General features: G+C 31.0%; 23 protein-coding genes. 1 reads left to right on the forward strand and 22 read right to left on the reverse strand.

What is annotated here, in order from left to right; genetic code table 11:
- Positions 1–14 precede the first annotated feature (14 nt).
- The 20 genes from aspS to B5S50_RS06345 all read right to left on the reverse strand — a co-directional run bounded on the left by aspS (position 15) and on the right by B5S50_RS06345 (position 20,760).
- On the reverse strand, positions 15–1,787 hold the full coding sequence (gene aspS / locus B5S50_RS06250) for an aspartate--tRNA ligase (RefSeq protein ID WP_217303364.1): 1,773 nt from the start codon (positions 1,785–1,787) through the stop codon (positions 15–17).
- Between the two features lie 15 nt (positions 1,788–1,802).
- Positions 1,803–3,053 carry a histidine--tRNA ligase gene (gene hisS, locus B5S50_RS06255; protein WP_217303365.1) on the reverse strand — a complete coding sequence of 417 codons (1,251 nt, stop codon included), beginning with the start codon at positions 3,051–3,053 and terminating at the stop codon, positions 1,803–1,805.
- A 78-nt stretch (positions 3,054–3,131) separates the two neighbouring features.
- Positions 3,132–4,562 (reverse strand): coproporphyrinogen III oxidase, encoded by a 1,431-nt coding sequence (locus B5S50_RS06260; RefSeq protein WP_217303776.1) that lies wholly within the window; start codon positions 4,560–4,562, stop codon positions 3,132–3,134.
- Positions 4,563–5,113: 551 nt separating this feature from the next.
- Positions 5,114–5,713 carry an MBL fold metallo-hydrolase gene (locus B5S50_RS06265; protein WP_217303366.1) on the reverse strand — a complete coding sequence of 200 codons (600 nt, stop codon included), beginning with the start codon at positions 5,711–5,713 and terminating at the stop codon, positions 5,114–5,116.
- A 282-nt stretch (positions 5,714–5,995) separates the two neighbouring features.
- Positions 5,996–6,445, reverse strand: coding sequence for a D-aminoacyl-tRNA deacylase (gene dtd / locus B5S50_RS06270; RefSeq protein WP_217303367.1), 450 nt, complete (start codon positions 6,443–6,445; stop codon positions 5,996–5,998).
- A gap of 14 nt (positions 6,446–6,459) precedes the next feature.
- The gene (locus B5S50_RS06275) at positions 6,460–8,637 is read right to left on the reverse strand and encodes a bifunctional (p)ppGpp synthetase/guanosine-3',5'-bis(diphosphate) 3'-pyrophosphohydrolase (protein ID WP_217303368.1); all 2,178 of its coding nucleotides are present in this window, start codon (positions 8,635–8,637) and stop codon (positions 6,460–6,462) included.
- Positions 8,638–8,743: 106 nt separating this feature from the next.
- Positions 8,744–9,262, reverse strand: coding sequence for an adenine phosphoribosyltransferase (locus B5S50_RS06280; protein ID WP_217303369.1), 519 nt, complete (start codon positions 9,260–9,262; stop codon positions 8,744–8,746).
- Positions 9,263–9,363: 101 nt separating this feature from the next.
- Complete coding sequence (locus B5S50_RS06285; RefSeq protein ID WP_217303370.1) at positions 9,364–10,212, reverse strand: DHH family phosphoesterase; 849 nt, start codon at positions 10,210–10,212, stop codon at positions 9,364–9,366.
- Positions 10,213–10,370: 158 nt separating this feature from the next.
- Positions 10,371–11,246, reverse strand: coding sequence for a protein translocase subunit SecF (gene secF / locus B5S50_RS06290; protein ID WP_217303371.1), 876 nt, complete (start codon positions 11,244–11,246; stop codon positions 10,371–10,373).
- 1 nt (position 11,247) lies between these two features.
- Positions 11,248–12,522: a protein translocase subunit SecD gene (secD, locus tag B5S50_RS06295; protein ID WP_217303372.1), complete on the reverse strand. Its 1,275-nt coding sequence runs from the start codon at positions 12,520–12,522 to the stop codon at positions 11,248–11,250.
- Between the two features lie 142 nt (positions 12,523–12,664).
- Positions 12,665–14,032 (reverse strand): thioether cross-link-forming SCIFF peptide maturase, encoded by a 1,368-nt coding sequence (scfB, locus tag B5S50_RS06300; RefSeq protein ID WP_065078667.1) that lies wholly within the window; start codon positions 14,030–14,032, stop codon positions 12,665–12,667.
- A gap of 86 nt (positions 14,033–14,118) precedes the next feature.
- Positions 14,119–14,256: a six-cysteine ranthipeptide SCIFF gene (gene scfA / locus B5S50_RS06305; protein ID WP_013240005.1), complete on the reverse strand. Its 138-nt coding sequence runs from the start codon at positions 14,254–14,256 to the stop codon at positions 14,119–14,121.
- Positions 14,257–14,352: 96 nt separating this feature from the next.
- The gene (locus tag B5S50_RS06310; protein WP_217303373.1) at positions 14,353–14,721 is read right to left on the reverse strand and encodes a TIGR04086 family membrane protein; all 369 of its coding nucleotides are present in this window, start codon (positions 14,719–14,721) and stop codon (positions 14,353–14,355) included.
- Between the two features lie 60 nt (positions 14,722–14,781).
- Positions 14,782–15,108 (reverse strand): preprotein translocase subunit YajC, encoded by a 327-nt coding sequence (yajC, locus tag B5S50_RS06315; protein ID WP_127722421.1) that lies wholly within the window; start codon positions 15,106–15,108, stop codon positions 14,782–14,784.
- 36 nt (positions 15,109–15,144) lie between these two features.
- Entirely contained in the window at positions 15,145–16,269 is a 1,125-nt protein-coding gene (tgt, locus tag B5S50_RS06320) for a tRNA guanosine(34) transglycosylase Tgt (protein ID WP_065078664.1), read from the reverse strand.
- A gap of 15 nt (positions 16,270–16,284) precedes the next feature.
- A complete protein-coding gene (gene queA / locus B5S50_RS06325; RefSeq protein WP_065078663.1) occupies positions 16,285–17,310 on the reverse strand; it encodes a tRNA preQ1(34) S-adenosylmethionine ribosyltransferase-isomerase QueA in 1,026 nt (341 codons plus the stop codon).
- Between the two features lie 28 nt (positions 17,311–17,338).
- The gene (ruvB, locus tag B5S50_RS06330; protein WP_065078662.1) at positions 17,339–18,385 is read right to left on the reverse strand and encodes a Holliday junction branch migration DNA helicase RuvB; all 1,047 of its coding nucleotides are present in this window, start codon (positions 18,383–18,385) and stop codon (positions 17,339–17,341) included.
- A 14-nt stretch (positions 18,386–18,399) separates the two neighbouring features.
- Positions 18,400–18,996: a Holliday junction branch migration protein RuvA gene (gene ruvA / locus B5S50_RS06335; RefSeq protein ID WP_065078661.1), complete on the reverse strand. Its 597-nt coding sequence runs from the start codon at positions 18,994–18,996 to the stop codon at positions 18,400–18,402.
- Between the two features lie 276 nt (positions 18,997–19,272).
- Positions 19,273–19,875: a hypothetical protein gene (locus tag B5S50_RS06340; RefSeq protein WP_217303374.1), complete on the reverse strand. Its 603-nt coding sequence runs from the start codon at positions 19,873–19,875 to the stop codon at positions 19,273–19,275.
- Between the two features lie 60 nt (positions 19,876–19,935).
- Entirely contained in the window at positions 19,936–20,760 is an 825-nt protein-coding gene (locus B5S50_RS06345) for a ComEC/Rec2 family competence protein (RefSeq protein ID WP_065078659.1), read from the reverse strand.
- 316 nt (positions 20,761–21,076) lie between these two features.
- Here B5S50_RS06345 and mltG point away from each other — a divergent pair, with 316 nt between their 5' ends.
- Positions 21,077–21,871 carry an endolytic transglycosylase MltG gene (mltG, locus tag B5S50_RS06350; protein WP_242872141.1) on the forward strand — a complete coding sequence of 265 codons (795 nt, stop codon included), beginning with the start codon at positions 21,077–21,079 and terminating at the stop codon, positions 21,869–21,871.
- A 500-nt stretch (positions 21,872–22,371) separates the two neighbouring features.
- Here mltG and B5S50_RS06355 read toward each other — a convergent pair whose 3' ends face one another.
- Positions 22,372–23,112, reverse strand: coding sequence for a YebC/PmpR family DNA-binding transcriptional regulator (locus B5S50_RS06355; RefSeq protein WP_065077738.1), 741 nt, complete (start codon positions 23,110–23,112; stop codon positions 22,372–22,374).
- Between the two features lie 124 nt (positions 23,113–23,236).
- Positions 23,237–23,893, reverse strand: coding sequence for a YigZ family protein (locus B5S50_RS06360; RefSeq protein ID WP_217303375.1), 657 nt, complete (start codon positions 23,891–23,893; stop codon positions 23,237–23,239).
- Between the last annotated feature and the right edge of the window lie 40 nt (positions 23,894–23,933).

Genomic DNA, 23,933 nt, shown 5'->3' on the forward strand with positions numbered 1-23,933 from the left:
TTGAATAATTCATATTATTTTATAGATATACCCAATTCTTTTAACTGAGATTCATCTACTACATTAGGAGCTTCCGTAAGTGGACAAAATGCATTCTGATTTTTAGGGAAAGCTATTACATCCTTTATGTTATCTGTCTTTGCTAAAAACATTACCATCCTATCAAATCCATAAGCAAGTCCGCCGTGTGGTGGTGGTCCAAACTTAAATGCTTCAAGCAAGTATCCAAACTTCTCCCAAGCTTTTTCCTGTGAAATACCAATTACTTTAAACATTCTTTCTTGAAGTTTAGTATCGTGTATTCTTATACTTCCTCCGCCTAATTCTTCTCCATTTAAAACTATATCATAAGCTTTTGCTCTTACTCTTCCAGGATCACTCTCTAAATACTGTATATCTTCATCCATAGGTGCTGTAAATGGATGATGTTCTGCCTGATACCTTTGTTCATCCTCATTATAGGATAGAAGAGGGAACTCAGTTACCCATACAAATCTAAACTCATCATTTCCATCCAATATACCTGTTTCTTTTGCCATATGAACTCTGAGTGCACCAAGACTTTCAAATACAACTTTATTTCTGTCTGCAACTATAAGAATAAGATCTCCTTGTATTGCTTCCAATTTATTTAATATATTTTTAGTATCTTCCTCAGTTAAGAACTTTGATATAGAAGATTTAATCCCATCTTCTTTATATGCCATCCATACAAGTCCTTTGGCACCATAATCTTTTACAAACTCAACTAGCTTATCGATCTGTTTTCTTCCCATTTGAGCTGAATTTGGTACCTTTATAGCTCTTACAGAGCCACCAGCTTCAATGGCATTTTGGAACACCTTAAAATCTATATTTTTTACGATTTCACTTATATCATTTATTTCCATGCCAAATCTTAAATCAGGTTTATCTGATCCATATTTCTCCATAGCAATTTTATAAGGCATTCTCTCTATAGGTAGCTTTACATCCACATTTAGGATTTTCTTAAATACCCTTTGAATAAACCTTTCATTCAAATTCATTACATCATCTTGTTCTACAAAAGAAAGCTCCATATCTATCTGGGTAAATTCAGGCTGTCTATTTGCCCTCAAATCCTCATCTCTAAAGCATTTAACTATCTGAAAATATCTGTCATATCCTGAAACCATCAAAAGCTGTTTAAAAAGCTGTGGTGATTGAGGAAGCGCATAAAACTTTCCATTGTAATTTCTGCTTGGTACAAGATAATCTCTAGCACCCTCTGGTGTACTTTTTCCAAGCATTGGAGTTTCTATTTCTAAAAATCCTTCTTCATCTAAAAAATCTCTTACTACCTTTGCAGTTTTATGTCTTGTCATAAGTATTCTCTGCATATCTGGTCTTCTTAGATCCAGGTATCTATACTTTAGTCTTATATTTTCAGCTGCATCTAAGTTTTCCTTTATGTATATAGGAGGTGTTTGAGACTCTGAAAATATCTTTATATACTCTCCTTTTACTTCTACCATACCTGTTGGAATTTCCGTATTTGGGGATTCTCTTTTTACAATAGTTCCTGTAGCTGCTATACAGTATTCAGATTTTACATTATCTGATTTTTCAAAAGCTTCTTTATTTATCTTCTCTCCAAATACAATTTGAAGTATTCCTGTTCTATCTCTTAAATCTACAAATATGAGTCCACCTAAATTTCTTTTTCTCTGAACCCATCCCATTACTGTAATCTTTTCACCTATGTTACTTTCTCTCAGTTCACCACACATGTTGGTTCTCTTTAGTCCATTTAATGATTCTCCCATGTTAACACACTCCGTTTATAATCTAATTAAATCTGAAATTTTGTCTAGTTCTTCTAATTTAATTTCAAATTGATTGCCATCTTCCATTCTCTTAAATTTAGCAATTCCACATTCTAGTTCGTTGTCTCCAAGTATTACTGTAAACCTAGCTCCTATTTTATTTGCATACTTCATTTCAGCTTTTACGCTTCTATTTGTATGGTCGCATTCACATCTTACATTTTTTTCTCTCAATTGATTTACTAAATTAAGAGCCTTTAACTTAGCATCATCTCCCATAGCTCCTACATATAAGTCTATGTATGGTCTATTAGGTATCTCTATTCTATTTTCTTCCAGAGTAAGAAGTGTCCTCTCTATTCCCATTCCAAAACCTACAGCAGGCATTTTAGGGCCTCCAACTTCCTCTATTAGATAATCATACCTTCCACCACCGCATATTGTTATATCATTGTTTATTATTTCAAATACGGTTTTAGTATAATAATCAAGTCCTCTTACTATTAAAGGATTTATCTTAAACTCTATATTTACAGCAGACAAATACTTCTGCAAACTTTCAAAGTGATCCTTACAGTCATCACATAAGTAATCAATCATCAAAGGTGCATCTTTTACTATCTTCTTACAGCTTTCCACTTTACAATCCAGTATTCTCATAGGATTTTTACTGAATCTGCTTTTACAGGTGTCACATAATGCATCATAATTTTCTTTTAAGAATTTTTTTAATGCCTCATTGTACTTTTTTCTGCAAGTAGCACATCCTATACTGTTTATATTTAACTCAATTCCCTTTACTCCCAGTTCCTTATATACTCGCATAGCCAAACTTATAACTTCAGCATCCAGTGAAGCATTTTCTGCTCCAAATGCCTCTATACCAAATTGGTGATGTTCTCTAAGTCTTCCTTTTTGAACATTTTCATATCTTAAAACTGGGGTAAAATAAAATAATTTGGTTGGCTGAACTTCATTATATAAACTGCTCTCCACGAAAGCCCTTACTGCAGGGGATGTACCTTCTGCTTTAAGGGTTAGACTTCTGCCAGCTTTATCTTGAAAGGTATACATTTCCTTCTGAACAACATCTGTAGTTTCACCTACTCCCCTTTCAAAAAGTTCCGTATATTCAAATACTGGTGTCCTTATTTCTCTATATCCATAAGAAGCTGCTATATTTTTGAACTTATCTTCTAAATAATGCCACTTATAAGACTCCGTAGGTAATATATCTTTAGTGCCCTTAGGTGCTTGTATAGCCATATTAATTTACTCCTTCTTTGTTTTATATTTTCTTAAATTATAGATTATAAGTGAAATTTAAAAGTACATTTAAAAATTTTAATATAAAGTATTTAAAAGATCTATCTTTTTTTTCACCATTTCATCTATTCTTCTCACATATTCTCCTACATCTTTTATATTTGCCTGTCTTTCGAATCTATTTTCATCTAAAAACATGACTTTTGTAACAGCATCTGCTCCACAAGCTATTATAGTCTGCCTTTCTTCAATCATTTCCACATTATAAAGCCCTCTATGTTTTCCTGAGGTATATCCTATGTTTTCCATATTACCTACCATATTTTTTTGTCTATACATATAATATGGTTTCATGTTCATTGATTTAGCCAAAAGTGCAGTTCTTTCATACATGAGATGTAATTCTTCATGACCTGCAATAGAATAACTTATATTATTCACTATATTTTCATATAGTCTAGATGCTCTTTTTATAGACATACCATGCACAGTTAAGTTATCTGGTCCAAGTTTTTCAATTTCATCGCAGGTTTTATTTACCTCCTCTATTCCTTCTCCAGGCAATCCTACAATCAAATCCATGTTTATGTTGTCAAATCCATATTTTCTTGCCATATGAAACTTTTCTCTTACCTCATCTACTGAATGATTTCTTCCAATAAATTTTAATGTGCTGTCATTCATAGTCTGTGGATTTATACTCATCCTATTTACTCCATATCTTTTCATGGTTTCAAGTTTACTTGAAGTAATACTGTCAGGTCTGCCACATTCTACATCAAATTCTTTTATTTTATAGTCCCGTACAAAACTATTATATATTTCATGCATTAATTTTTCAAATTTTTCATTATCTATAGAAGTTGGAGTCCCTCCTCCAAAATATATACATTCTATATTTAACTCATGTTGTTTTATGTATTCAGACATTTTTTCTATCTCATAAGTCAAACTTTTAAGATAGGGTTCTACTAAGTCCTTACAACCTTTTATAGGATTTGAAGCAAAGGAACAATAGAGACACTTAGTTGGGCAAAAAGGCATCCCTACATATACGCTTATATTTCTGCTATTTGAATTCACTAAGTTTTTTTCCGAATTTGCTATATCTATACAAAGTTCTGCCTTACTTTTATTACAACAAAAATGTTTATCAAAATATTTTATTATTTCATCCCTGCTCTTGCCATCCTTTATAAACTTTAAAGTTATCTTACTAGGTCTTATTCCAACTAAAGTTCCCCATGGTAAAGTCTTCCCTGTTCTATTGGTAAAATACAAAAATACTGCTTTTTTTATATTTTCCCTCTCACTTAAACCACTTTCAAATTGCATTTTGCATATGTCATTTTTATCATCTATAATAACTTCGTTCTGCAATAACTCTATATTAAAATTCCAACTTTCATCTTCTACAAAATTTATATCTGCAAAATCATAAAACAAATTTATCATTTGAAATATGTGATATCTATATTCCTTACTATTTAGTTTTACTTTTATCTCCATATCAATTAAAATTGTCATCTCTTTTCTTTATAAAAATCTTAAGTAAAAAATTAAATTATACCAGATCATATGCTGACAAATCTCAACACCATAAAAACTTTTGACAAGTCTAAAGTTCGGTATTTTGAAAATCTAAAGGAGTTTAGTTAAACTCGTACCTCAAACATACCTAAACTCCTAAGATTTTCTAAAATACCTCACTAAGACTTATGAAAAAGTTTTTAAAGGTGTTTTCTATTTTGTCAGCATATTTCTCTGGTATAGATTTAAATTTCACTTGAATTTTTACAAATTTATAGACATTTTAGTAAAAATTAATTTATTCCTAGGAATATTTTTACATGAATGAATAACATTTAAATATTTTGCACATAAGTCTTAGTAAAAAATTTTTTAAAAATCTAGAACTTTTGAATTGTTTGAGGTACGAGTTTTCAAAAGTTCTTAGTATTTTTTTAATTTTTTGCTTAGACTTATCAAAATATTTAACGTTATGAATGTTGTAAAAATATACGGAGAATAAATTAATTTTCTACTATGGCTATTTAAAGCTATAAAAATGGATTATGCATTTTTTCTTCTTTGATAGAAGTTTTAGAACCATGACCTGGAAATACAACCATTTCATCCGGTAAAGTCATAAGCCTATTTTTTATACTGTCTATGATTGCATTAAAATCTCCTCCTGTAAAGTCAGTTCTTCCTACAGAACCATGAAAAAGTGTATCTCCTGTAAACACCATATTTTCTCCTAAGAAGCTCACTCCCCCAGGTGTATGTCCAGGTGTATAAAGTGCTTTTAACTTTATATTTCCAAATTCAAACACCTGGTTATCTTCAATGTATATATCAACTTCATCTATAAGCTTTCCATACATAAGTTCTTTTGATTTCATCATATTATAATCTTCTCTGCTTATTGCTATAGGTGCATTATATTTGTTTCTTATTTCCTCAGCTGCGCTCGTATGATCTGCATGACCGTGAGTTAGCAATATATATTCTACTTTTGTCTTTGAAGCATCTATAGCATCTATTATATCTTTTACATCATCACCAGGATCAATTACTGCAGACTTACCCTCTTTTTCATCTACCAATATATAACAATTAGCTGCATATACCCCTACTATGACTTTTGTCAGTTTCATAAAAATACCTCCTCATCTTTTCATTTATTTTAATAATTAGCTCAATTTACATAATTTAAAAACAATGTAAAACAAAGCTTATCAAATTAAGAATTAATAATGAAAAATTAATAGTAAAGGATGATTTTTAGCTATCACAAAAAATCTTTAAGTTTATATAAGCAAGCACTTAGTAATGTTTTGCTTTAGCAAAACGAGCCTTCAAAAATTTAATTAAAGATTTTTTGTAGTGTACCTAAAAAAATCCACATTAACTATTAATTCTTAATTCTTAACTATTAATTAAAATTTCTTCTTGCTGTCTATCATAATAGTGACAGGTCCATCATTTTCTATACTCACTAACATATCTGCACCAAATTTTCCTGTCTCAACCTTGCCTACTAAATTTCTGCATTGATCTACAAATTTTTCGTATATTTTTTCGGCTTCATCGCCACCCAAAGCTTCTATAAAACTAGGCCTTCTACCTTTTCTACAATCTCCATATAAAGTAAACTGAGAAATTATAATTATTTCTCCGTTTACATCCAGCAAAGATTTATTTAGTTTTCCGTTTTCATCTTCAAATATTCTGAGGTTCAATATTTTATCCCTCATATAAATTATATCCTCATCTGTATCTTCTTTAGATATTCCAAGGAGTACATTTAACCCCTTTTGTATTTGTCCTATAACCTTTCCTTTCACTTCAACTTTAGAGCTATTGACTCTTTGAACTACTGCTCTCATAATAACATATCTCCTTAATTTTTGGTTCTATAAACCTGAATAACACCCTCTAATTTTCTAAACTTTTTCATTACATCTTTTAAGTCATCTACATTTGATATTTTTAATTTTATATCTATAACAGCCAATCCATTTTTTACTGGCTTAGCATTTACAGCATAAAGTGCAGTCTTACTATTACTTATAACTTCCATAGATTCAGCCAAAAGTTTTCCCCTATCTTCAGCTTCTATTTTAATCTGAGCAATATACTCTGCTCCTTTTGGTCTTCCCCAAGAAACTTCAACCACCATGTTATCTTTATTCTTTAATAGAAATTCTGCATTTTTACAATCCTTTCTATGGATTGACACTCCCCTTCCCTTTGTTATATACCCTATTATGTCATCGCCTGGAACAGGATTACAACACTTGGCAAATCTAACTAATACATTGCTTTCACCCTTTACTATTATCCCTGGAGATTTTTTTTCTGCTTTATGAGACTTACCCATAGGTTGATCCAGATTTTCTTGAATCTTCTTCCAGTCAATTTCATCCATCTTTGAAGTTTTCATATAAATATCTTTTATTCTCGAAACTATAGTAGAAGAGGTTACAGCACCAATTCCTACAGAAGCATACAAATCATCTACGGAATTCATATTATATCTTTTAAGAACTGTATCTAGGATTTCCTTCTTTGCAATTTCTCCAAAATTATATCCCTGCTTTTTCGTTTCCTTTTCAAGAAGATCTTTTCCTTTTACTATGTTTTCTTCTCTTTTAGCCTTTTTGAACCAGGATCTTATCTTACTTTTTGCCTGATTGCTTTTTGCCATATTTAGCCAATCAATACTTGGACCTTTGGGTGTACTTGATACAAGCACTTCTACAATTTCCCCTGTTTTCAAATGATAGTCAAGAGGTACCATCTTACCACTTACTTTTGCACCTATACAACTATTTCCTATCTCAGTATGTATCTTATAAGCAAAATCTATAGGGGTTGCTTCATAAGGTAAATTTATTACTTTTCCATTTGGAGTAAATACAAATACCTCATCTGAAAACAAATCTATTTTAAATCTTTCCATAAATTCTTCTGCATCTGAAGTTTCTCTCTGCCACTCAAGTATTTCCCTTAGCCATGTAAGTTTCTTATCTATATCATTTGCTGTATCAACGCCCTCTTTATATTTCCAGTGAGCTGCTATTCCATATTCTGCTGTTTTATGCATTTCAAAAGTTCTTATCTGTATTTCAAAAGGTTTGCCTTGAGGCCCTATAACTGTAGAATGTAGTGACTGATACATATTTGGTTTTGGCATAGCAATATAATCCTTAAATCTTCCTGGCATAGGCTTATATATAGTATGTGCTATTCCAAGTGCAGCATAGCAATCCTTTACTGTATTTACTAAAATTCTTACAGCAGTTAAATCAAAAATTTGATCTATAGTTTTATTTTTCTTTACCATCTTTCTATATATACTATAAAAATGCTTTGGTCTTCCTTCAATGTCTGAATCTATTCCCGATTTTTTAAGATTATCTTTTAATTGAGATATTATTTCATCAATATACTTTTCTCTTTCTACTCTTTTTTCAGCAATTTTTCTAACTATAAAATAATATTCATTTTGATTTATATATCTAAAAGCTAAATCCTCAAGTTCCCATTTGATTTTAGACATTCCAAGCCTATGGGCAAGAGGTGCATATATGTCAAAAGTTTCTTTTGCTTTTTCTTTCTGTTTTTTCACAGGCATGTATTTAAGTGTTCTCATATTATGAAGTCTATCTGCTAATTTTATAAGTATTACTCTTATGTCATCTGCCATTGCAAGGAGCATCTTTCTAACGTTATCAGCTTGCTGTTCTTCCTTAGTTTTGCATTCTATTTTGCCTAATTTAGTAACACCTTCTACTAAGTTTGCAACTTCTACACTGAATTCCCTTTCTATGTCTTCATAGCTAAATTCTGTATCTTCTATTACATCATGAAGGAGTCCTGCTACTATGGTGCTAGTATCGAGTCCCATTTCTACCAATATATAAGCTACTTCTACAGGATGGCTTATATAAGGTTCTCCAGATTCTCTTTTCTGTTTTTTATGAGCTTCATCGGCAAAATAATAAGCCTTTTCTACTATTTTTTTATCTACATTATTACAGTTTTTATCTATTAACTCCATTAATTTTTCTAACATACCGATACTCCCTAAAATCAATGGCTGGTTTAACAAACCAGCCATTATTTTTTACTAATATTATATTATATACTAAAAAAACTTGCAATTTGAAATTTTATATATCCTAAATATTATATTTGGTAAGAGAAATTACATCATAGCCTTCTAATTTTTCCCTGCCTTTTAAATCCGTCAATTCTATAACAAATCCTATAGTAACAACTTCCCCACCTGCTTGTTCTATAAGTTTCACCACAGAAGCAGTAGTGCCACCTGTTGCAAGCAAGTCATCAATTATTACCACTCTATCTCCCTTTTTTATTGCATCTTTGTGCATTTCAAGTATATCACTGCCATATTCTAAGTCATAACTAACACTAAAAGTATCATAAGGCAACTTTCCCTTTTTTCTTATAGGAACGAAACCTGCACCTATGGCATAGGCTATAGGTGCTCCAAATAAAAATCCTCTTGCTTCAGGCCCTACTACTACGTCAATATGTTTATTTTTTAAATATCTAGCTATTTTATTTACTGTATGCTTAAAAGCTGTTTTATCCTGCAGCAAAGTAGTTATATCTTTAAAACTTATTCCTTCCTTTGGAAACCCATCTATTACTCTTATTTTATCTTTTAAATCCACCTGTAATCCCCCCTAAAAATAACTTAATCATTCCAATAGAAACCTACTTTACAATTATATATTAAATATTGATATATATTCAAGTTTAAGATATTTTACCTTTATATAATCTCATTTTTCAAATATTTAGCTATTTGTTCTGCTCTATCCATATTTTCAGTTATAAAAAGCTCTACTGCAATCCTTGCATTATCTATATATCTCTTGTTCTTAATTGAGCACATCATTTTATTTGACAATTCACGTACATTCTCTATATTCACACTAGAAATATCGTTCACTTTAAGCAGTGCCCTTACTCCATAATTATTTGTACATTTTAAATAATACATACCTTCATTTACCATTATCTTATTTTCACCAGTTATATCAATTCCCCGAGAAAAAATACCTAAAGCTACAAGATCTAAATACTTACTTATGTACTTCATATCATAATACATTGATATAGCCTGAGATAACTTAAAGGTAACACCTACCGCTGTTAAATCTTTAAATGGATATGTACACTGCTTCTGATTGGGATTCACAATAATGGCTTTCGGCAAAATTTCCCCAGATTTATGGTAATCTGTTATTATAACATCAATACCCAAAGTTTTGCATAACTCTATCTGTGAAACGCTTTGAATTCCACAGCCAGCTGTTATTATAACCTTTGCACCTAAAAATTTTATGTGGTTTTTTATTATATCTGACTTTATACTATAATCATTAATTTTATCAGAGATAAAATATTCTACATCTGCATTTAAATATTTTAACACTAATAACATAAGTGACACCGAAGTTATACCATCCAAGTCGCATGTACCATAAATTACAATTTTTTCTCTCTCATTTACTGCTTTTATTATTCTTTTTAAAGCTTTCTCCATATCCTTTAAAAGAAAAGGGTTATGCATACCTAAAAAATTAAAATCCTGTATATTATCTTTTTGCCTCTCCATAATAAAATCCTCCAAATTTATCGAAAGCACTTATATTATAAATGATATTGTCTTCTATTACAAATACATTATGGTTAGATTATTTGCAATAAAAAAATCCAGAGTACCAATATACTCTAGATTTTTTATTTTATCATATTTAATGTATATTTTATAGCTTATTCACTTACTGTATGCAACTTTTTTTTATTTCGAAGCATATGTTTCTTTATAATTACCCAGCACGGACTAGCTATGCATATAGAAGAGTAGCATCCTGTAATTATTCCTATAAGTATTGGTTCTGAAAAAACTCTTACAGAAGGTACTAAAACATATACTGATGTCAATGTTATTACAACAGTCAATACTGTATTTATAGATCTTGCCAATGTCTGAGTTACACTGGCATCTGCAACTACTATAGGTTCCTGTCCTCTCATGTATTTTTGATTTTCTCTTATTCTATCAAAAACAACTATAGTATCATGGACAGAATAACCTATAACCGTAAGGGCTGCTGCTATAAAGTTAGAGTCTATAGGAACTCTAAGTACTGCATATACAGAAAGCATTACAAGTACATTGTGAGTTAATGATATTATAGCTGCTATACCAAAACTTAACTCAAACCTTATACCTATATATATAAACATAGCTATAATTGCCACTATAACAGCTTGCAAAGCTTTGGTCCTTGTTTCTTGCCCTATAACCGCACCTATATTTTCTTGATTCGTCAAGCTGCTCTTTTTATACTTTGCTTTCATAGCTTTTACAATACCACTAACATCATTATTGCTTAAAGTGGCAGCCTTTATAGATATAGACTTATTATCTACTTTATTGGATTGAAAATCACTGGAGTATTTCTTTACTATATTATCTGCATCCTGTTTATTAAAATCCTGACCCACATTTATTTCAACTACTGTACCGCCTTTAAAATCCAGTCCATATTCAAGACCTTTAGTGGCCATAGTAAATATTCCAATAGCAATTATTATAAGGGATATAGTAAACCATATTTTTCTTTTTTCAATAATCTTATACATATTACTTTACTACCCCCTTTCTAAAGTCATGCACACCAAAGGTTCCAATTGTCTCCTTATGGTTAAACCAACCCATATTAGCTAGTAACTTCATAAGAGTTCTAGTTACCGTTATAGCCGTAAACATACTCAAAATTGTACCTATAATAAGGGTAAGTGCAAATCCTTTTACGGAACCCGTACCAATATTATAAAGGACACATCCTGAAATAATAGTAGTTATATTTGAATCCAGTATTGAAGTCATAGCTCTTCTAAATCCCGCATCTACAGAAGCCCTAATAGATTTACCACTTTTAAGCTCCTCTTTAGTTCTCTCAAATATAAGTATGTTGGCATCTACTGCCATACCTACTGTTAACAAAAACGCTGCAATACCAGCTAATGTCAAAGTTACATTTACGTTAGCAAAAGCTGCTAAAACTATATATACGTATAGTACAAGCGCTATATCTGCAACAAGTCCAGGTAATCTATAATATAGAAGCATAAATATCATTACTAGTCCTATACCTATTTTACCTGCCAATATACTAAGTGGAAGTGCATTTGCACCAAGAGAAGCTCCTACAGTTTTAACCTGTACTGGTTTTACAGTAACTGGAAGTGCACCTGATTTTATCAAGTTTGCCTTTGTTTGAGCCTCTTTCATAGTCATGTGACCGCTTATAATAGCTCTACCATCCGTTATATGTGCATCTACCTGCGGATCTGACAGTTTATCCTTATCTAAGTAAATGGTAATTTTTTGTCCCATAAATTTTTGAGTAGCATCTGCAAACTTCTGAGCACCTGATTGATTTAGTTCCAGATTTATTACACCCTGATTACCATTTTGAGAGTCAATAGAAGCTGTGGCATTTTTTACATCCTTACCTGTAAGTATAGTTTTGTTGTCTGGCCCAACAAACTTAAGATCACCAGTTTTTGCTACACCGTCCACTACTTCTTTTGCATCAAATTTTCCAGGTATATCAATTCTTATCCTGTCTTTTCCTTCTCTTACAGTCGTAGTTTCACTTACTCCTAATTTATTAACCCTTTGTGATATCATGTCTACAGTTCTATTTACAGTATCTTGATCTACATTTTTAGACTGTATTTCTTCAAGTACGGAAACTCCACCTTGAAGATCAAGTCCTTTATTTATTACTTGGCTAAATGGCTTTAATTTATATCCACCAAAAGTTACTCCATATGCTCCCGTATAAGCTAAAAAGCCTATTAAAATTACGCATAGAAAGAAAACTACGGTACTTTTCGCCTTAGATTTCATTTTTATCCTCCTTCGTCAATAACCAACTACCTCTTATCCTCATCTATTTACATTAGCAATTATATTACTTAAAAAAAACACCGTCAATACACATATTACAAATAAAGTAATATGATGTATTAAGTTTTTGTAAATGTTACTGCTATTTTTTCAAAATTCTACTTTTAAGTGCAATGGCACACTCAATTCTCTTTTTCTGCATTTTACATCCAAGACTATATGGTATGTTCATATCTTTATTGAAATTGTAATTATTAGCCTGACAGCCGCCACTGCAGTAAAATCTTGCCCAACATTTTCTGCATTCCGGTTTATTGTATATATGAGCAGACTTAAATTGCTTAGGAATGTCTTTCCTCAAGTTGTCAACGTCACTTAAATTTCCCATCTTAAAATCTTCATTACCTACAAATTGATGACAAGGATATATATCTCCATCTGGTGTTATAGCTACATACTCATGTCCTGCCCCACATCCTGATATTCTTTTATATACACAAGGACCGCCTGTAATATCTATATTAAAATGGTAAAATTTAAACTTTCCTCCTTCCTTGTTTCTTCTAATCATTTCATCATACAATTTATCATATTGTTCATAAATAACCGGAAGGTCTTCTTCTCTAAGAGATAATGGATCATCCTTTGGGAGTACAACAGGTTCTACAGATATTTCATCAAATCCCTGATCTGCAAGGTATTTTATATCTTCAAAAAAATCAGTATTGTTTCTAGTAAAAGTACCTCTTGCATAATATTGTTTAGACTTGTCCCTCATTTTTACCATCTTTTTTATTTTAGGCAGTATGGAATCAAAACTTCCACTTCCATCAATTCTAACTCTTACTTTGTCATTTACTTCTTTTCTTCCATCAATACTAAGTACTATATTTCCCATATTTTTATCAAGATAATCCATTATCTCATCGTTTAATAGGGTAGCATTAGTAGTCATTGTAAATCTTATATTTTTGTTGTGCAGCTTTTCCTGCTTCTTAGCATATTCTACAATTTCCTTTACTTCATCAAAGGCCATAAGTGGTTCTCCACCAAACAAATCAACCTCTATATTTTTCCTAGGTCCTGATTTTTCTATGACAAAATCAATGGCCTTTTTTCCTATTTCTGCAGACATGAGTTTTCTTCGTCCTTTGTACTCACCTTCATCTGCAAAACAATATTTGCATCTCAAATTACAATCATGGGCAATATTAAGGCATAATGCTTTTATAAATGAAGGTTCACTTTCATGCTTTTTTGCAATTCCTTCATATAAATCTTTAGAATACAACATTTCTTTTTCAATTAGCTGTTGTATCTCACCATAAGCCTCCTCAACTTCTTCTTTCTTATATTTATCTTTAAGAAGTTCTACCGCCTTTTCAAGTTCTGGCAGTCCTTCATCATCTAAAATATCATATACTAGTTCATCAATTTCATGAAGTGTACCAGAGTTTACATCTATAACATATCTATATCCACCCTGGACAAATTTATGAATATTAGCCAAATTGTTCTCCTCCTAATAAAAGTGTATAATTTTTCGTTATATAAATTTTAGGCAGTAACTATTTTTGTTACTGCCTAAAATTTATATTAGTTTTCACAAGCTAAATTGGCAACTGTGCAAGAAGTTTTGCATGCTGATTGGCATGAATTAGCACATTCCTTGCATCCTGGTTTTTTTAAACTTTCTTTTATATTAGCATTATTTAAAGTTTTTATATGTTTCATACTAAGTTCCTCCAATTAATAAAGTTATCTGTTTGATTATAACATAAACCTATAATAAAATAAAGTTGTCCACAAATGTGAAATTCAAGAAATTCCTTATAAGTTAATTGCGATCATACCTGATAAAGCTCCTACTATAAGGTCAAGCAACAATCGTTTTACTCCATAGGAACTTATAGCTGCAGAGTTTCCAGAGACTACAGAAACTATATACAGTATAAACAAATATAAAAGAGTTACTCCAATACCTACAAGCCATCCTTTTTTACCTATTCTTCGCACTGCATAAATAACCCCATACATTATACTAAGTATGTTTGTAATCACATAAAATATGTATCTTACTCTTGAACCTATATCTATAAAAGTCATTATAACTGCAAAAATTAAAAGTAAAACAACTGTAATTATAAAACCTCTAAGAACTCCTTCCACTGCAGGAAGATAATTACTACCTTTTTCCAAATTAAAGCACCTCCCATCTAATAGTATTTATGTAGATAAAAGGTGCTTTATACCTAATTTTTAAACTTCTTTTTTTTCTTCTTTTTTTTCCTCTATTTTCTTAGAAGAATTTTCTTGACTTTTAGGTTCAGATAAAATATTTAGTACTCCTGTCTTATCTAACTTTATCCTAACTCTATCTGGTCCTGTTTGAATAGTTATATTTCTATCCTGAATATTTACAACTTTTCCTATTATGCCACCTTTAGTCATAACCTCATCATTAACCTTAAGGCTTTCAAGCATTGCATTATATTTCTTTTTTCTCTTGCTTTCTGGTAGAAATATAAGTAAATAAAAGATTACTACTATAAATAAAAGTGGTGCTAATCTAACCAATGAATCCAATTTTTTCACCTCCTTTTTTTAACAGAGTTTTTAATTTTATTGATTCCATTCCTCGAGCTTTTCCCTTTTATATTTAGGAAAATAGTCTCCATCAATAGAATCTCTTATTTCTTTCATTAAATTATTATAAAAATACAAATTATGAAGCACACATAGCCTCATAGCAAGCATTTCTTTTGCCTTAAACAAATGTCTTATATATGCCCTAGTGTAATTTTTACAAGTAGGACACTGGCATCCTCTGTCGATAGGGAAATCATCCAACTGATATTTGGCATTTAAAAGATTTAGCTCTCCTTGTGATGTAAATACATGAGAATGCCTTCCATTTCTAGCAGGAAGTACACAATCAAAGAAATCTACTCCTCTTTCCACTGCTTCAAGTATATTTGCTGGAGTTCCAACTCCCATCAAATATATAGGCTTATCCTGTGGAAGATGAGGAACTACTTTTTCTATAATTCTATACATTTCCTCGTGAGTTTCCCCTACAGCTAAACCTCCAATAGCATATCCGTCTAAATTCATTTCACTTATTATTTTAGCGTGCTCTATTCTTATATCATCGTAGACACCACCTTGATTTATACCAAACAGCATCTGCTTATTATTTATAGTATCTGGCAAAGAATTCAATCTATCCATTTCAACTTTACATCTTTTGAGCCATCTTGTGGTTCTTTCAACAGAACGTTCAACATAATCTTTGGGAGACGGGTTTTCTATGCACTCGTCAAAAGCCATAGCTACAGTAGATGCCAAATTACTTTGAATTTGCATACTCTCTTCAGGTCCCATAAATATTTTACTTCCATCTATGTGTGAATTAAAATATACTCCCTCTTCTTTTATCTTTCTAATCTTTGACAGAGAAAATACCTGAAATCCTCCAGAATCAGTTAAAATAGGTCTATCCCAATTCATAAATTTATGTAATCCACCAAGTTTTCTTATGATCTTATCTCCAGGTCTTAAACTTAAATGATAAGTATTTGAAAGTTCCACCTGGCATCCAATTTCTTTTAAATCGCAGGTAGAAACTGCTCCTTTTATAGCTGCCAAGGTACCTACATTCATAAAAACTGGAGTTTGAACTACTCCATGAGGTGTAGTAAATTCACCTCTTCTAGCACTTCCCTGTTTCTTTAGTAATTTATACATTCAAACACCTCAAATCTATTTTAAGAACATAGCATCTCCAAAACTAAAAAATCTATATTTTTCTTTAACTGCACAGTTATATGCATTTAGTATTTTTTCTCTTCCACAAAGCGCACTTACAAGCATTATAAGTGTAGACTCGGGTAAATGAAAATTTGTTATAAGTTTATCTACTACTTTATATTTATATCCAGGATATATAAATATATCCGTCCAACCAGATTGTTCTCTGACTCTTCCATTTTCATCTCCAATGGTTTCAAGTGTTCTACAGGAAGTAGTACCCACTGCAATTATACTTCCTCCTTTTTCTCTAGTTCCATTTATCATATCTGCAGTTTCTTTCGTCATGCAGTAGTACTCTGAATGCATATTATGTTCTTCTATATTTTCAACCTTTACAGGTCTAAAAGTTCCAAGTCCAACATGTAAAGTCAAGAACGCAAGTTTTACTCCTCTATCTTCTATTTTTTTCAGCAGTTCCTTGGTAAAATGAAGACCTGCTGTAGGAGCTGCCGCAGAGCCTTCTTCTTTAGAATACACTGTCTGATACATTTCCTTGTCCTCTAATTTTTCTTTTATATATGGAGGCAGAGGCATTTGACCAAGCCTATCAAGTACTTCTTCAAATATTCCTTCATATTCAAACTTAACAATTCGATTTCCATCTTCTTTTACTGAAACTATTTCTGCCTTAAGTTCTCCATCTCCAAAGCCAAACCTACTTCCTACCTTAGCTCTTTTTCCAGGCTTAACTAAAGTTTCCCAGGTATCATCTTCATTTCTCTTTAGAAGTAAAATTTCCATTTTACCACCGCTGCCTTCTTTTGCACCTATAAGTCTTGCTGGCAAAACTCTAGTATCGTTTAATACAAGGCAGTCACCTGGATTCAAATAATCTAGTATATCTTTAAATACCTTATGCTCTATATCACCAGTTTTTTTATCAAGCACCATAAGCCTAGCTTCATCCCTTTGCATTAAAGGATGTTGTGCAATTAATTCCTCTGGTAAATAAAAATCAAAATCTGTAACTTTCAATATTTTCACTCCATTCATCTTGTGTAAATCACATTTTGTCGTCAAACAATGAAGACTGGTTAAAATTTTTTTTAGAATTTGTACTTCTCTTTCTGTTAAAATGCCTATAGGCACTGTCTGATGCCACTCTACCTCTTGGGGTTCTTATTATAAAACCTTTTTGGAGTAGATAAGGCTCATACACATCTTGTATAGTATCTAGCTCTTCTCCTATAAAATAGGCTAAAGTTTCTACTCCCACAGGACCTCCATTAAAATTGTCAATTATGGCTTTTAATATTTTATTGTCTATACTATCAAAACCTTCATTATCAACTTCCATCATTTCAAGAGCTGCTTGACTTGTTTTAATATCTATTACACCATTTCCCTTAACCTCGGAATAATCTCTAACTCTCTTTAATAATCTGTTTGCAATCCTAGGAGTTCCCCTAGACCTTTTTCCTATTTCAAAAGCTGCATCCGTTTCTATTTTTACTTTAAGTATATCAGCTGATCTAACTATAATTTCACTGAGTTCATCTTCTCCATAAAACTCCATAGGACATAGTACCCCAAACCTATCTCTTAGTGGTGCTGTTAAAAGTCCCACCCTTGTAGTAGCACCTATTAAAGTGAATTTAGGTAGATCCAATCTTATAGACTTTGCTGCAGCTCCTTTTCCTATAACTATATCTAGTGCATAATCCTCCATAGCAGGATATAATATTTCCTCTACACTTCTATTTAACCTGTGTATTTCATCTATAAAAAGTACATCCATATCATTTAAACTGGTAAGTATTGCAGCCAGGTCTCCTGCTCTTTCTATAGCTGGTCCCGAAGTAATTTTTAGGTTTCCTCCCATTTCCATAGCAATTATATTAGCAAGAGTAGTTTTTCCAAGACCTGGTGGTCCATAAAGAAGTACATGATCTAGTGCTTCTTTTCTGTTTCTAGCCGCCTCTATAAATATCTTTAATTTATCCTTTACCTTTTTCTGACCTATATATTCATTAAGTCTCTTAGGTCTCAAACTGTACTCATTTTCTGTATCTTCTTTAATGTTAAGGGGGGTAACTATTCTATCTTCCATACCTATCACCTAACCTAATTCATTAAAAATTTAAGAGCTTTCTTTATCATATCCTCAGTAGAACTTTCTTTTGTTTTATCTATGGAAGCTAAGGCTTTATTTCCTTCCTTTTCCGAATATCCAAGTGCTATAAGAGCCTCCAAAACCTCAGTAGTATTTTGAGTTGCATTTATATTGCCAATATTATCCTCTCCATTGGTAATTTCACCTACATCTATCTTATCTTTAAGTTCAAGTATGATTCTTTGGGCGGTTTTCTTACCTATTCCAGGAGCCCTTACCAAGTTTTTTTCATCTTCAGATATTATAGCATATTTTAAATTATTTACGTCACTTATTGATAAAAGTGAAAGTGCTGCTCTTGCCCCTATACCATTTATAGTAAGCAAAAGGTTAAACATACTCAATTCTTCTTTAGTTAAAAAGCCGTACAACCCTATAAAATCTTCTCTCACTATCTGCTGCAAATACAACACTATGTTTTCTCCTACCTTTGGAGTTTTTGCAATAGTACTGCCAGATGTATTTATTTTATAGCCAATTCCATTATTCTCAACTACTATATAATCTTTATTTACACCTTTATATATTCCCTTTATATATTCATACATCTAAAATTCCTCCAAAATATCGAGACTTATTAAAATTAAACAAAGCGTTATATTGTAACATATAATACTTTATCATTTTAAGTACTTTAGTTCAAGTACTGCAATTGGCAATATAAAATTTGCTAAATAACAAATAACAGATAATGATACTTTTTTCACTAACGTCAGAAAGTATTAAAATTATAGATTTCCTGAGGTACGAAGGAGTCATCATTATTTGGACTTTAATCTTTTTTAAATTTTTTAATAATATAAATAAAAAAGCCTCAAAGGCTATTATTCATAGTCTTCAAGGCGTGATTCTGCTTCGTCTCTTGTATTACACTCAAAGTACTTATCTCCCTTAGTTAAAAGCCTTATATCTTCTTCTTTTAATTTGCTTGTCTTTATATCAGTTACATCTCTCTTTTCATTTTCTATAAACATATTCCCCTGATTATCTGTCTTATATATAGCAATTAGACCATTCTTTATTCCAAGTACATATTTATTAGGCTCATATTTATCCACTTCTTTTACAAGTACTACTTCTTTTGCACTGAACTTATTAACCTTATATCCAGCAGTTTTGTATATATTTTCAACTTCATTTTTGGTCTTACCTGCTAATTTTCCAGCCAATTCTTCTTTTTCCGTCTTAAGTTCTCCACTTTTATTATATTTTATTTTAAATATAATTTTAGCTTTTTCAGGAACAGTTGTATTTATATTAGAATTTGTCTTTACAGTGTCATAAGTTTTATTTCCTTGTCTAACTTGTTTTATTTCTCTATCCATGTTTACATTTTGAAATCCAACTACACATATGTAGCAACTTAAACCTAAAATTAAAATAGTAAATATAACTAATACTATTGTACGAACTTTTCTATTATCCATAATATCCCTCCTTTTTGAATATTATGGACACTTATCTTAATTATATACACTATATTAGGATTATTTTAATTTTATAGTAGTATTATTCTTATCGCAGAATAATATTTCATTTTTAATCACAATATTTCCCTGTATATCACTTCTCCATACTGTAATTCCTTTATTTATCAATCTTTTTTCAACTCGTTTATCTGGTGTATTTATTCCATCACTAGTTACAATTGCTACTTTAGGTTGTAACTTATTTAAAAATTCTCTCATTGTACTGGTATTAAGACCATGGTGCGGCACCTTTAGTACATCACATTTTTTAAGTTGTTTTGTCCTTATCATGTCATTCTCTTCTCTTTTCTCACAATCTCCTGCAAATAAATAATTTAAACTTCCTATTTTTCCTTGAAGTACAATTGAATTGTTGTTCTCTACACTGTCATCTTTAAAGATAGGCCCAACAACTTTAAGATTCATACCATAATGTTTTACACTCCAACCTCTTCTTATATATTCCACAGATACTCCCATTTTAATCAATTTATCTTCTATAGAATATTTAATATTGTTTTCATGATCAGGTAAATATACTTTATGAACCTTTACCGATTTAGCTATATTACATATACCATCATAATGATCATCATGATAATGAGTTAGTATTATCCCTTCTATTTTATTTACATTATTTGAACTTAAATATTTTATAACCCTGTTAGTATAGTATGCAGCTCCTGAATCTATTAAATAATTTTTATTAGCTAACTTTATTAAAGTGCAATCACCTTGGCCTACATCTATAAAATGTACTTCACAAATACCATATTTAGCAAAAGTACTATTACCCATAAACATTATAATAATAAATACCATAACAATTAATTTTTTCTTCAAATTAATACAAGCCTCCATATATTAGGCATTTGAAAAAATAGGCTAGCATACTGACTAGTTATTTTTTTGAAAATGCCTTAATTATTGTATTTATTTTTTGTATAAAAATCAGTTATATTCTAAAGTTTCACAAAAAATAATCTAAGGTATATAAAAGAAAATAACCAGTAAAATATGCTAGATACTGACTAGTTATTTTTTTAAATATGCCTAAGTAAAATATGGTATACTAATAATAAAAATATTTAAACAATAAAAAGGAGTGAAGTTGTTCTTATTAACCTAATAATTCATGGTTGATATAGACATTATAATTATGAAACTTAAAAAAATCATATCTATATTCGTTGTTATTGTTTTAGCATTATACGGTTCATTTTATGTAAGGAATAAATTAATTAATAGGCATAATAGAGTTAACAGAGCTGTAGTAAAAGTCGTTATACCTGAAGGATATACAAATGAACAAATAGGAAAGACATTAGAAAAATCAGGATTAGTTACAGAAAAAGATTTTATAAATCAAGTGGAAAACTGGTCAGATAACAGTTACTGGTTTTTAAAAGGTCTTCCTCAGGACAAACATAGGCTGGACGGTTTTTTATATCCTGCTACATATACTTTTGAAAAAAACACATCAAGTAAAGAAATCATAAATGAAATGCTTAAAACTTTTGAAACAAATATAGAACCAAGTAAAAGTTATATAACTAAAAATAATTTAAGTATAAGAAATGTTGTAATAACAGCCTCTCTAATAGAAAAAGAAGCCCGAAAAGATGTGGACAGGCCAAAGATAGCCAGTGTTATTTACAATAGATTAAATAAAAATATGCCATTACAAATAGATGCAACTATTCTCTACGTAATAGGACATAAAGATAAGGTATATAATAGGGATTTAACTGTAAAATCTCCTTATAACACCTACTTAAATAAAGGATTGCCGCCATCTCCAATATGTAATCCAGGGACAAAGTCCATAAATGCTGCAATTCATCCTGAAAGAACTAATTATCTTTATTATGTATTGGACACTAAGACCAATACACATGTATTTGCAGAAACCTATGCCCAGCATATTAAGAATGTGTCTTTATATGGAAAGTAAAAAAGTTTTTTCTTGAATAACGTTTATATTCAATGTTTAATTATTAATTTACTCAAATTTTCACACATATAAAATTTTGACTTAATAAAAACAATGCGAAGTAAAGCTTGTCAAGTTAAGAATTAATAATGAAGAATTAATAGTGAAAGATGATTTTTAGCTATCGCAAAAAATCTTTAAACTTATATAAATAAGCAATGTTTCGCTTTAGCGAAACGAGTGATGAAAAGCTTAATCAAAGATTTTTTGTAGTATAACGGAAAAAAATCTACATTAACTATTAATTCTTCATTCTTAACTATTAATTAAAAATATTGCTTCGCATTATTCTTAAACTGCGAAAGCTAAGTTAATAACAAAAAACCACTCCTCATGTAAATTTCATATATATCACACGAGAAATGGTATCCTTAATCAAATAAGTATTAAAACTTGAACGTTCATATGTAGTGATGGAATATATACGGAATTTTAAGCACACTTAAATGCCTTAAAATCCTTTATTCCTCAAATTCCTCCGGGAATTCAGCGTTGTGGTACACGTCCTGAACGTCATCGTCTTCTTCAAGTTTATCTACAAGTCTTTGAACCTTTCCTGCAGTTTCCATATCAACGGCTACAGTATTATCTGGTATCATTGTAATATCTGCAGACAGGAATTCAAAACCCTGTTCCTCTAATTTTTCCCTTACTGTACCAAAGTCTTCTACAGCAGTAATTACCTCAAAGACTTCTTCTTCAGCAGTAAAATCTTCAGCACCTGCATCCAATACCTGCATCATTATTTCGTCTTCATCCATGTCTTCTTTTCTCTCTATTACTATCTGGCCTTTAGCCTGGAACATCCATCCTACACAGCCGTTAGCACCTAAATTACCACCATGTCTTGAAAATGCTGCCCTTACATTGCTAGCACTTCTATTTTTATTATCAGTTAAAGCTTTTACTATCATAGCAACTCCACTTGGTCCATAACCTTCATAGGATATTTCCTCGTAGTTTACTCCTGTAAGCTCTCCTGAACCCTTTTTAATTGCTCTCTGTACTGTATCCTGAGGCATATTATTTGCCTTAGCTTTTGCTATAACATCTCTTAATTTTGAATTGGAATCCGGATTTGATCCGCCTTCTTTAGCAGCAATTGCCAGTTCCTTACCTATTTTAGTAAATATCTTACCTCTTTTTGCATCTGCTTTACCTTTTTTTGCTTGTATATTATGCCATTTTGAATGTCCTGACATACAAATTTCCCCCTAACTTACGGTTATAATTATTTATATTAATTATGCAAATTGTATTATATCATATAAAAGCTGTTAAACACAAATGTACCCTACTTGCAATTAGCCATTTAGGAGTCCAATGTTACTTCGCTATTTGTTCTTTAATAAGCCTTGAATCCATCTTAAAATAAAACTCCTCATCTCCAACTATCACTTCACATTTTCCATTTGTCAGTTCTATAATCTCATTTATTAATTTATCTACATCTTCCGAAATGTAGTTTATCGACACACAAATCTTCTCCGTATATTCTATATTTTCTATGTGAATCGACTTTTGTTCAAACATGTATTGTAATTTTCCCAAAGTATCATACTCTATAAATATATCCAACTGACATCCTTTTACTTTCTCCACTATTCCAGATTCATCAATTGAGAGAGCAGCAGACTTTGTGTAAGCCTTTACTAATCCTCCTTTACCTAGAAGGGTTCCTCCAAAATATCTAGTAACTACTATTACCACATCTGTTATTCCCTTTTTCCTTATGACATCTAGTACTGGTATTCCTGCAGTTCCCTGAGGTTCTCCATCATCACTGTATCTTTGTATATTCATTTTTTCTCCAATTACATAAGCATATACATTATGTGTTGCTTTAATATTTTTTTCCTTTACTTTACTTATAAATTTTTTAGCCTCGTTTTCAGTATAAACTCTTTTTATACTTCCTATAAATATAGACTTTTTCTCCTCAAATTGACAACTAGCTTCATCCTTTACTGTAAAGTAACTCACAGATAACCCACCTTTCAAAATATCCCTCTAAACTATTTTA

This window comes from Clostridium sp. 001 (genome assembly GCF_019056555.1).
Lineage (GTDB): Bacteria > Bacillota > Clostridia > Clostridiales > Clostridiaceae > Clostridium_B > Clostridium_B ragsdalei.

What these genes read in the sequence shown, in the direction of transcription:
- tgt (WP_065078664.1), bottom strand. Translation starts at nt 16,269, where the DNA reads ATGTATAAATTACTAAAGAAACAGGGAAGTGCTAGAAGAGGTGAATTT.
- secF (WP_217303371.1), bottom strand. Translation starts at nt 11,246, where the DNA reads ATGTATAAGATTATTGAAAAAAGAAAAATATGGTTTACTATATCCCTT.
- aspS (WP_217303364.1), bottom strand. Translation starts at nt 1,787, where the DNA reads ATGGGAGAATCATTAAATGGACTAAAGAGAACCAACATGTGTGGTGAA.
- hisS (WP_217303365.1), bottom strand. Translation starts at nt 3,053, where the DNA reads ATGGCTATACAAGCACCTAAGGGCACTAAAGATATATTACCTACGGAG.
- secD (WP_217303372.1), bottom strand. Translation starts at nt 12,522, where the DNA reads ATGAAATCTAAGGCGAAAAGTACCGTAGTTTTCTTTCTATGCGTAATT.
- dtd (WP_217303367.1), bottom strand. Translation starts at nt 6,445, where the DNA reads ATGAGAGCAGTAGTTCAAAGAGTCAATAGCTCTAAAGTTGAAGTGAAA.
- B5S50_RS06260 (WP_217303776.1), bottom strand. Translation starts at nt 4,562, where the DNA reads ATGGAGATAAAAGTAAAACTAAATAGTAAGGAATATAGATATCACATA.
- scfA (WP_013240005.1), bottom strand. Translation starts at nt 14,256, where the DNA reads ATGAAACATATAAAAACTTTAAATAATGCTAATATAAAAGAAAGTTTA.
- B5S50_RS06265 (WP_217303366.1), bottom strand. Translation starts at nt 5,713, where the DNA reads ATGAAACTGACAAAAGTCATAGTAGGGGTATATGCAGCTAATTGTTAT.
- B5S50_RS06275 (WP_217303368.1), bottom strand. Translation starts at nt 8,637, where the DNA reads ATGTTAGAAAAATTAATGGAGTTAATAGATAAAAACTGTAATAATGTA.
- B5S50_RS06285 (WP_217303370.1), bottom strand. Translation starts at nt 10,212, where the DNA reads ATGGAGAGGCAAAAAGATAATATACAGGATTTTAATTTTTTAGGTATG.
- ruvB (WP_065078662.1), bottom strand. Translation starts at nt 18,385, where the DNA reads ATGGAAGATAGAATAGTTACCCCCCTTAACATTAAAGAAGATACAGAA.
- B5S50_RS06355 (WP_065077738.1), bottom strand. Translation starts at nt 23,112, where the DNA reads ATGTCAGGACATTCAAAATGGCATAATATACAAGCAAAAAAAGGTAAA.
- B5S50_RS06340 (WP_217303374.1), bottom strand. Translation starts at nt 19,875, where the DNA reads ATGGATAATAGAAAAGTTCGTACAATAGTATTAGTTATATTTACTATT.
- ruvA (WP_065078661.1), bottom strand. Translation starts at nt 18,996, where the DNA reads ATGTATGAATATATAAAGGGAATATATAAAGGTGTAAATAAAGATTAT.
- mltG (WP_242872141.1), top strand. Translation starts at nt 21,077, where the DNA reads ATGAAACTTAAAAAAATCATATCTATATTCGTTGTTATTGTTTTAGCA.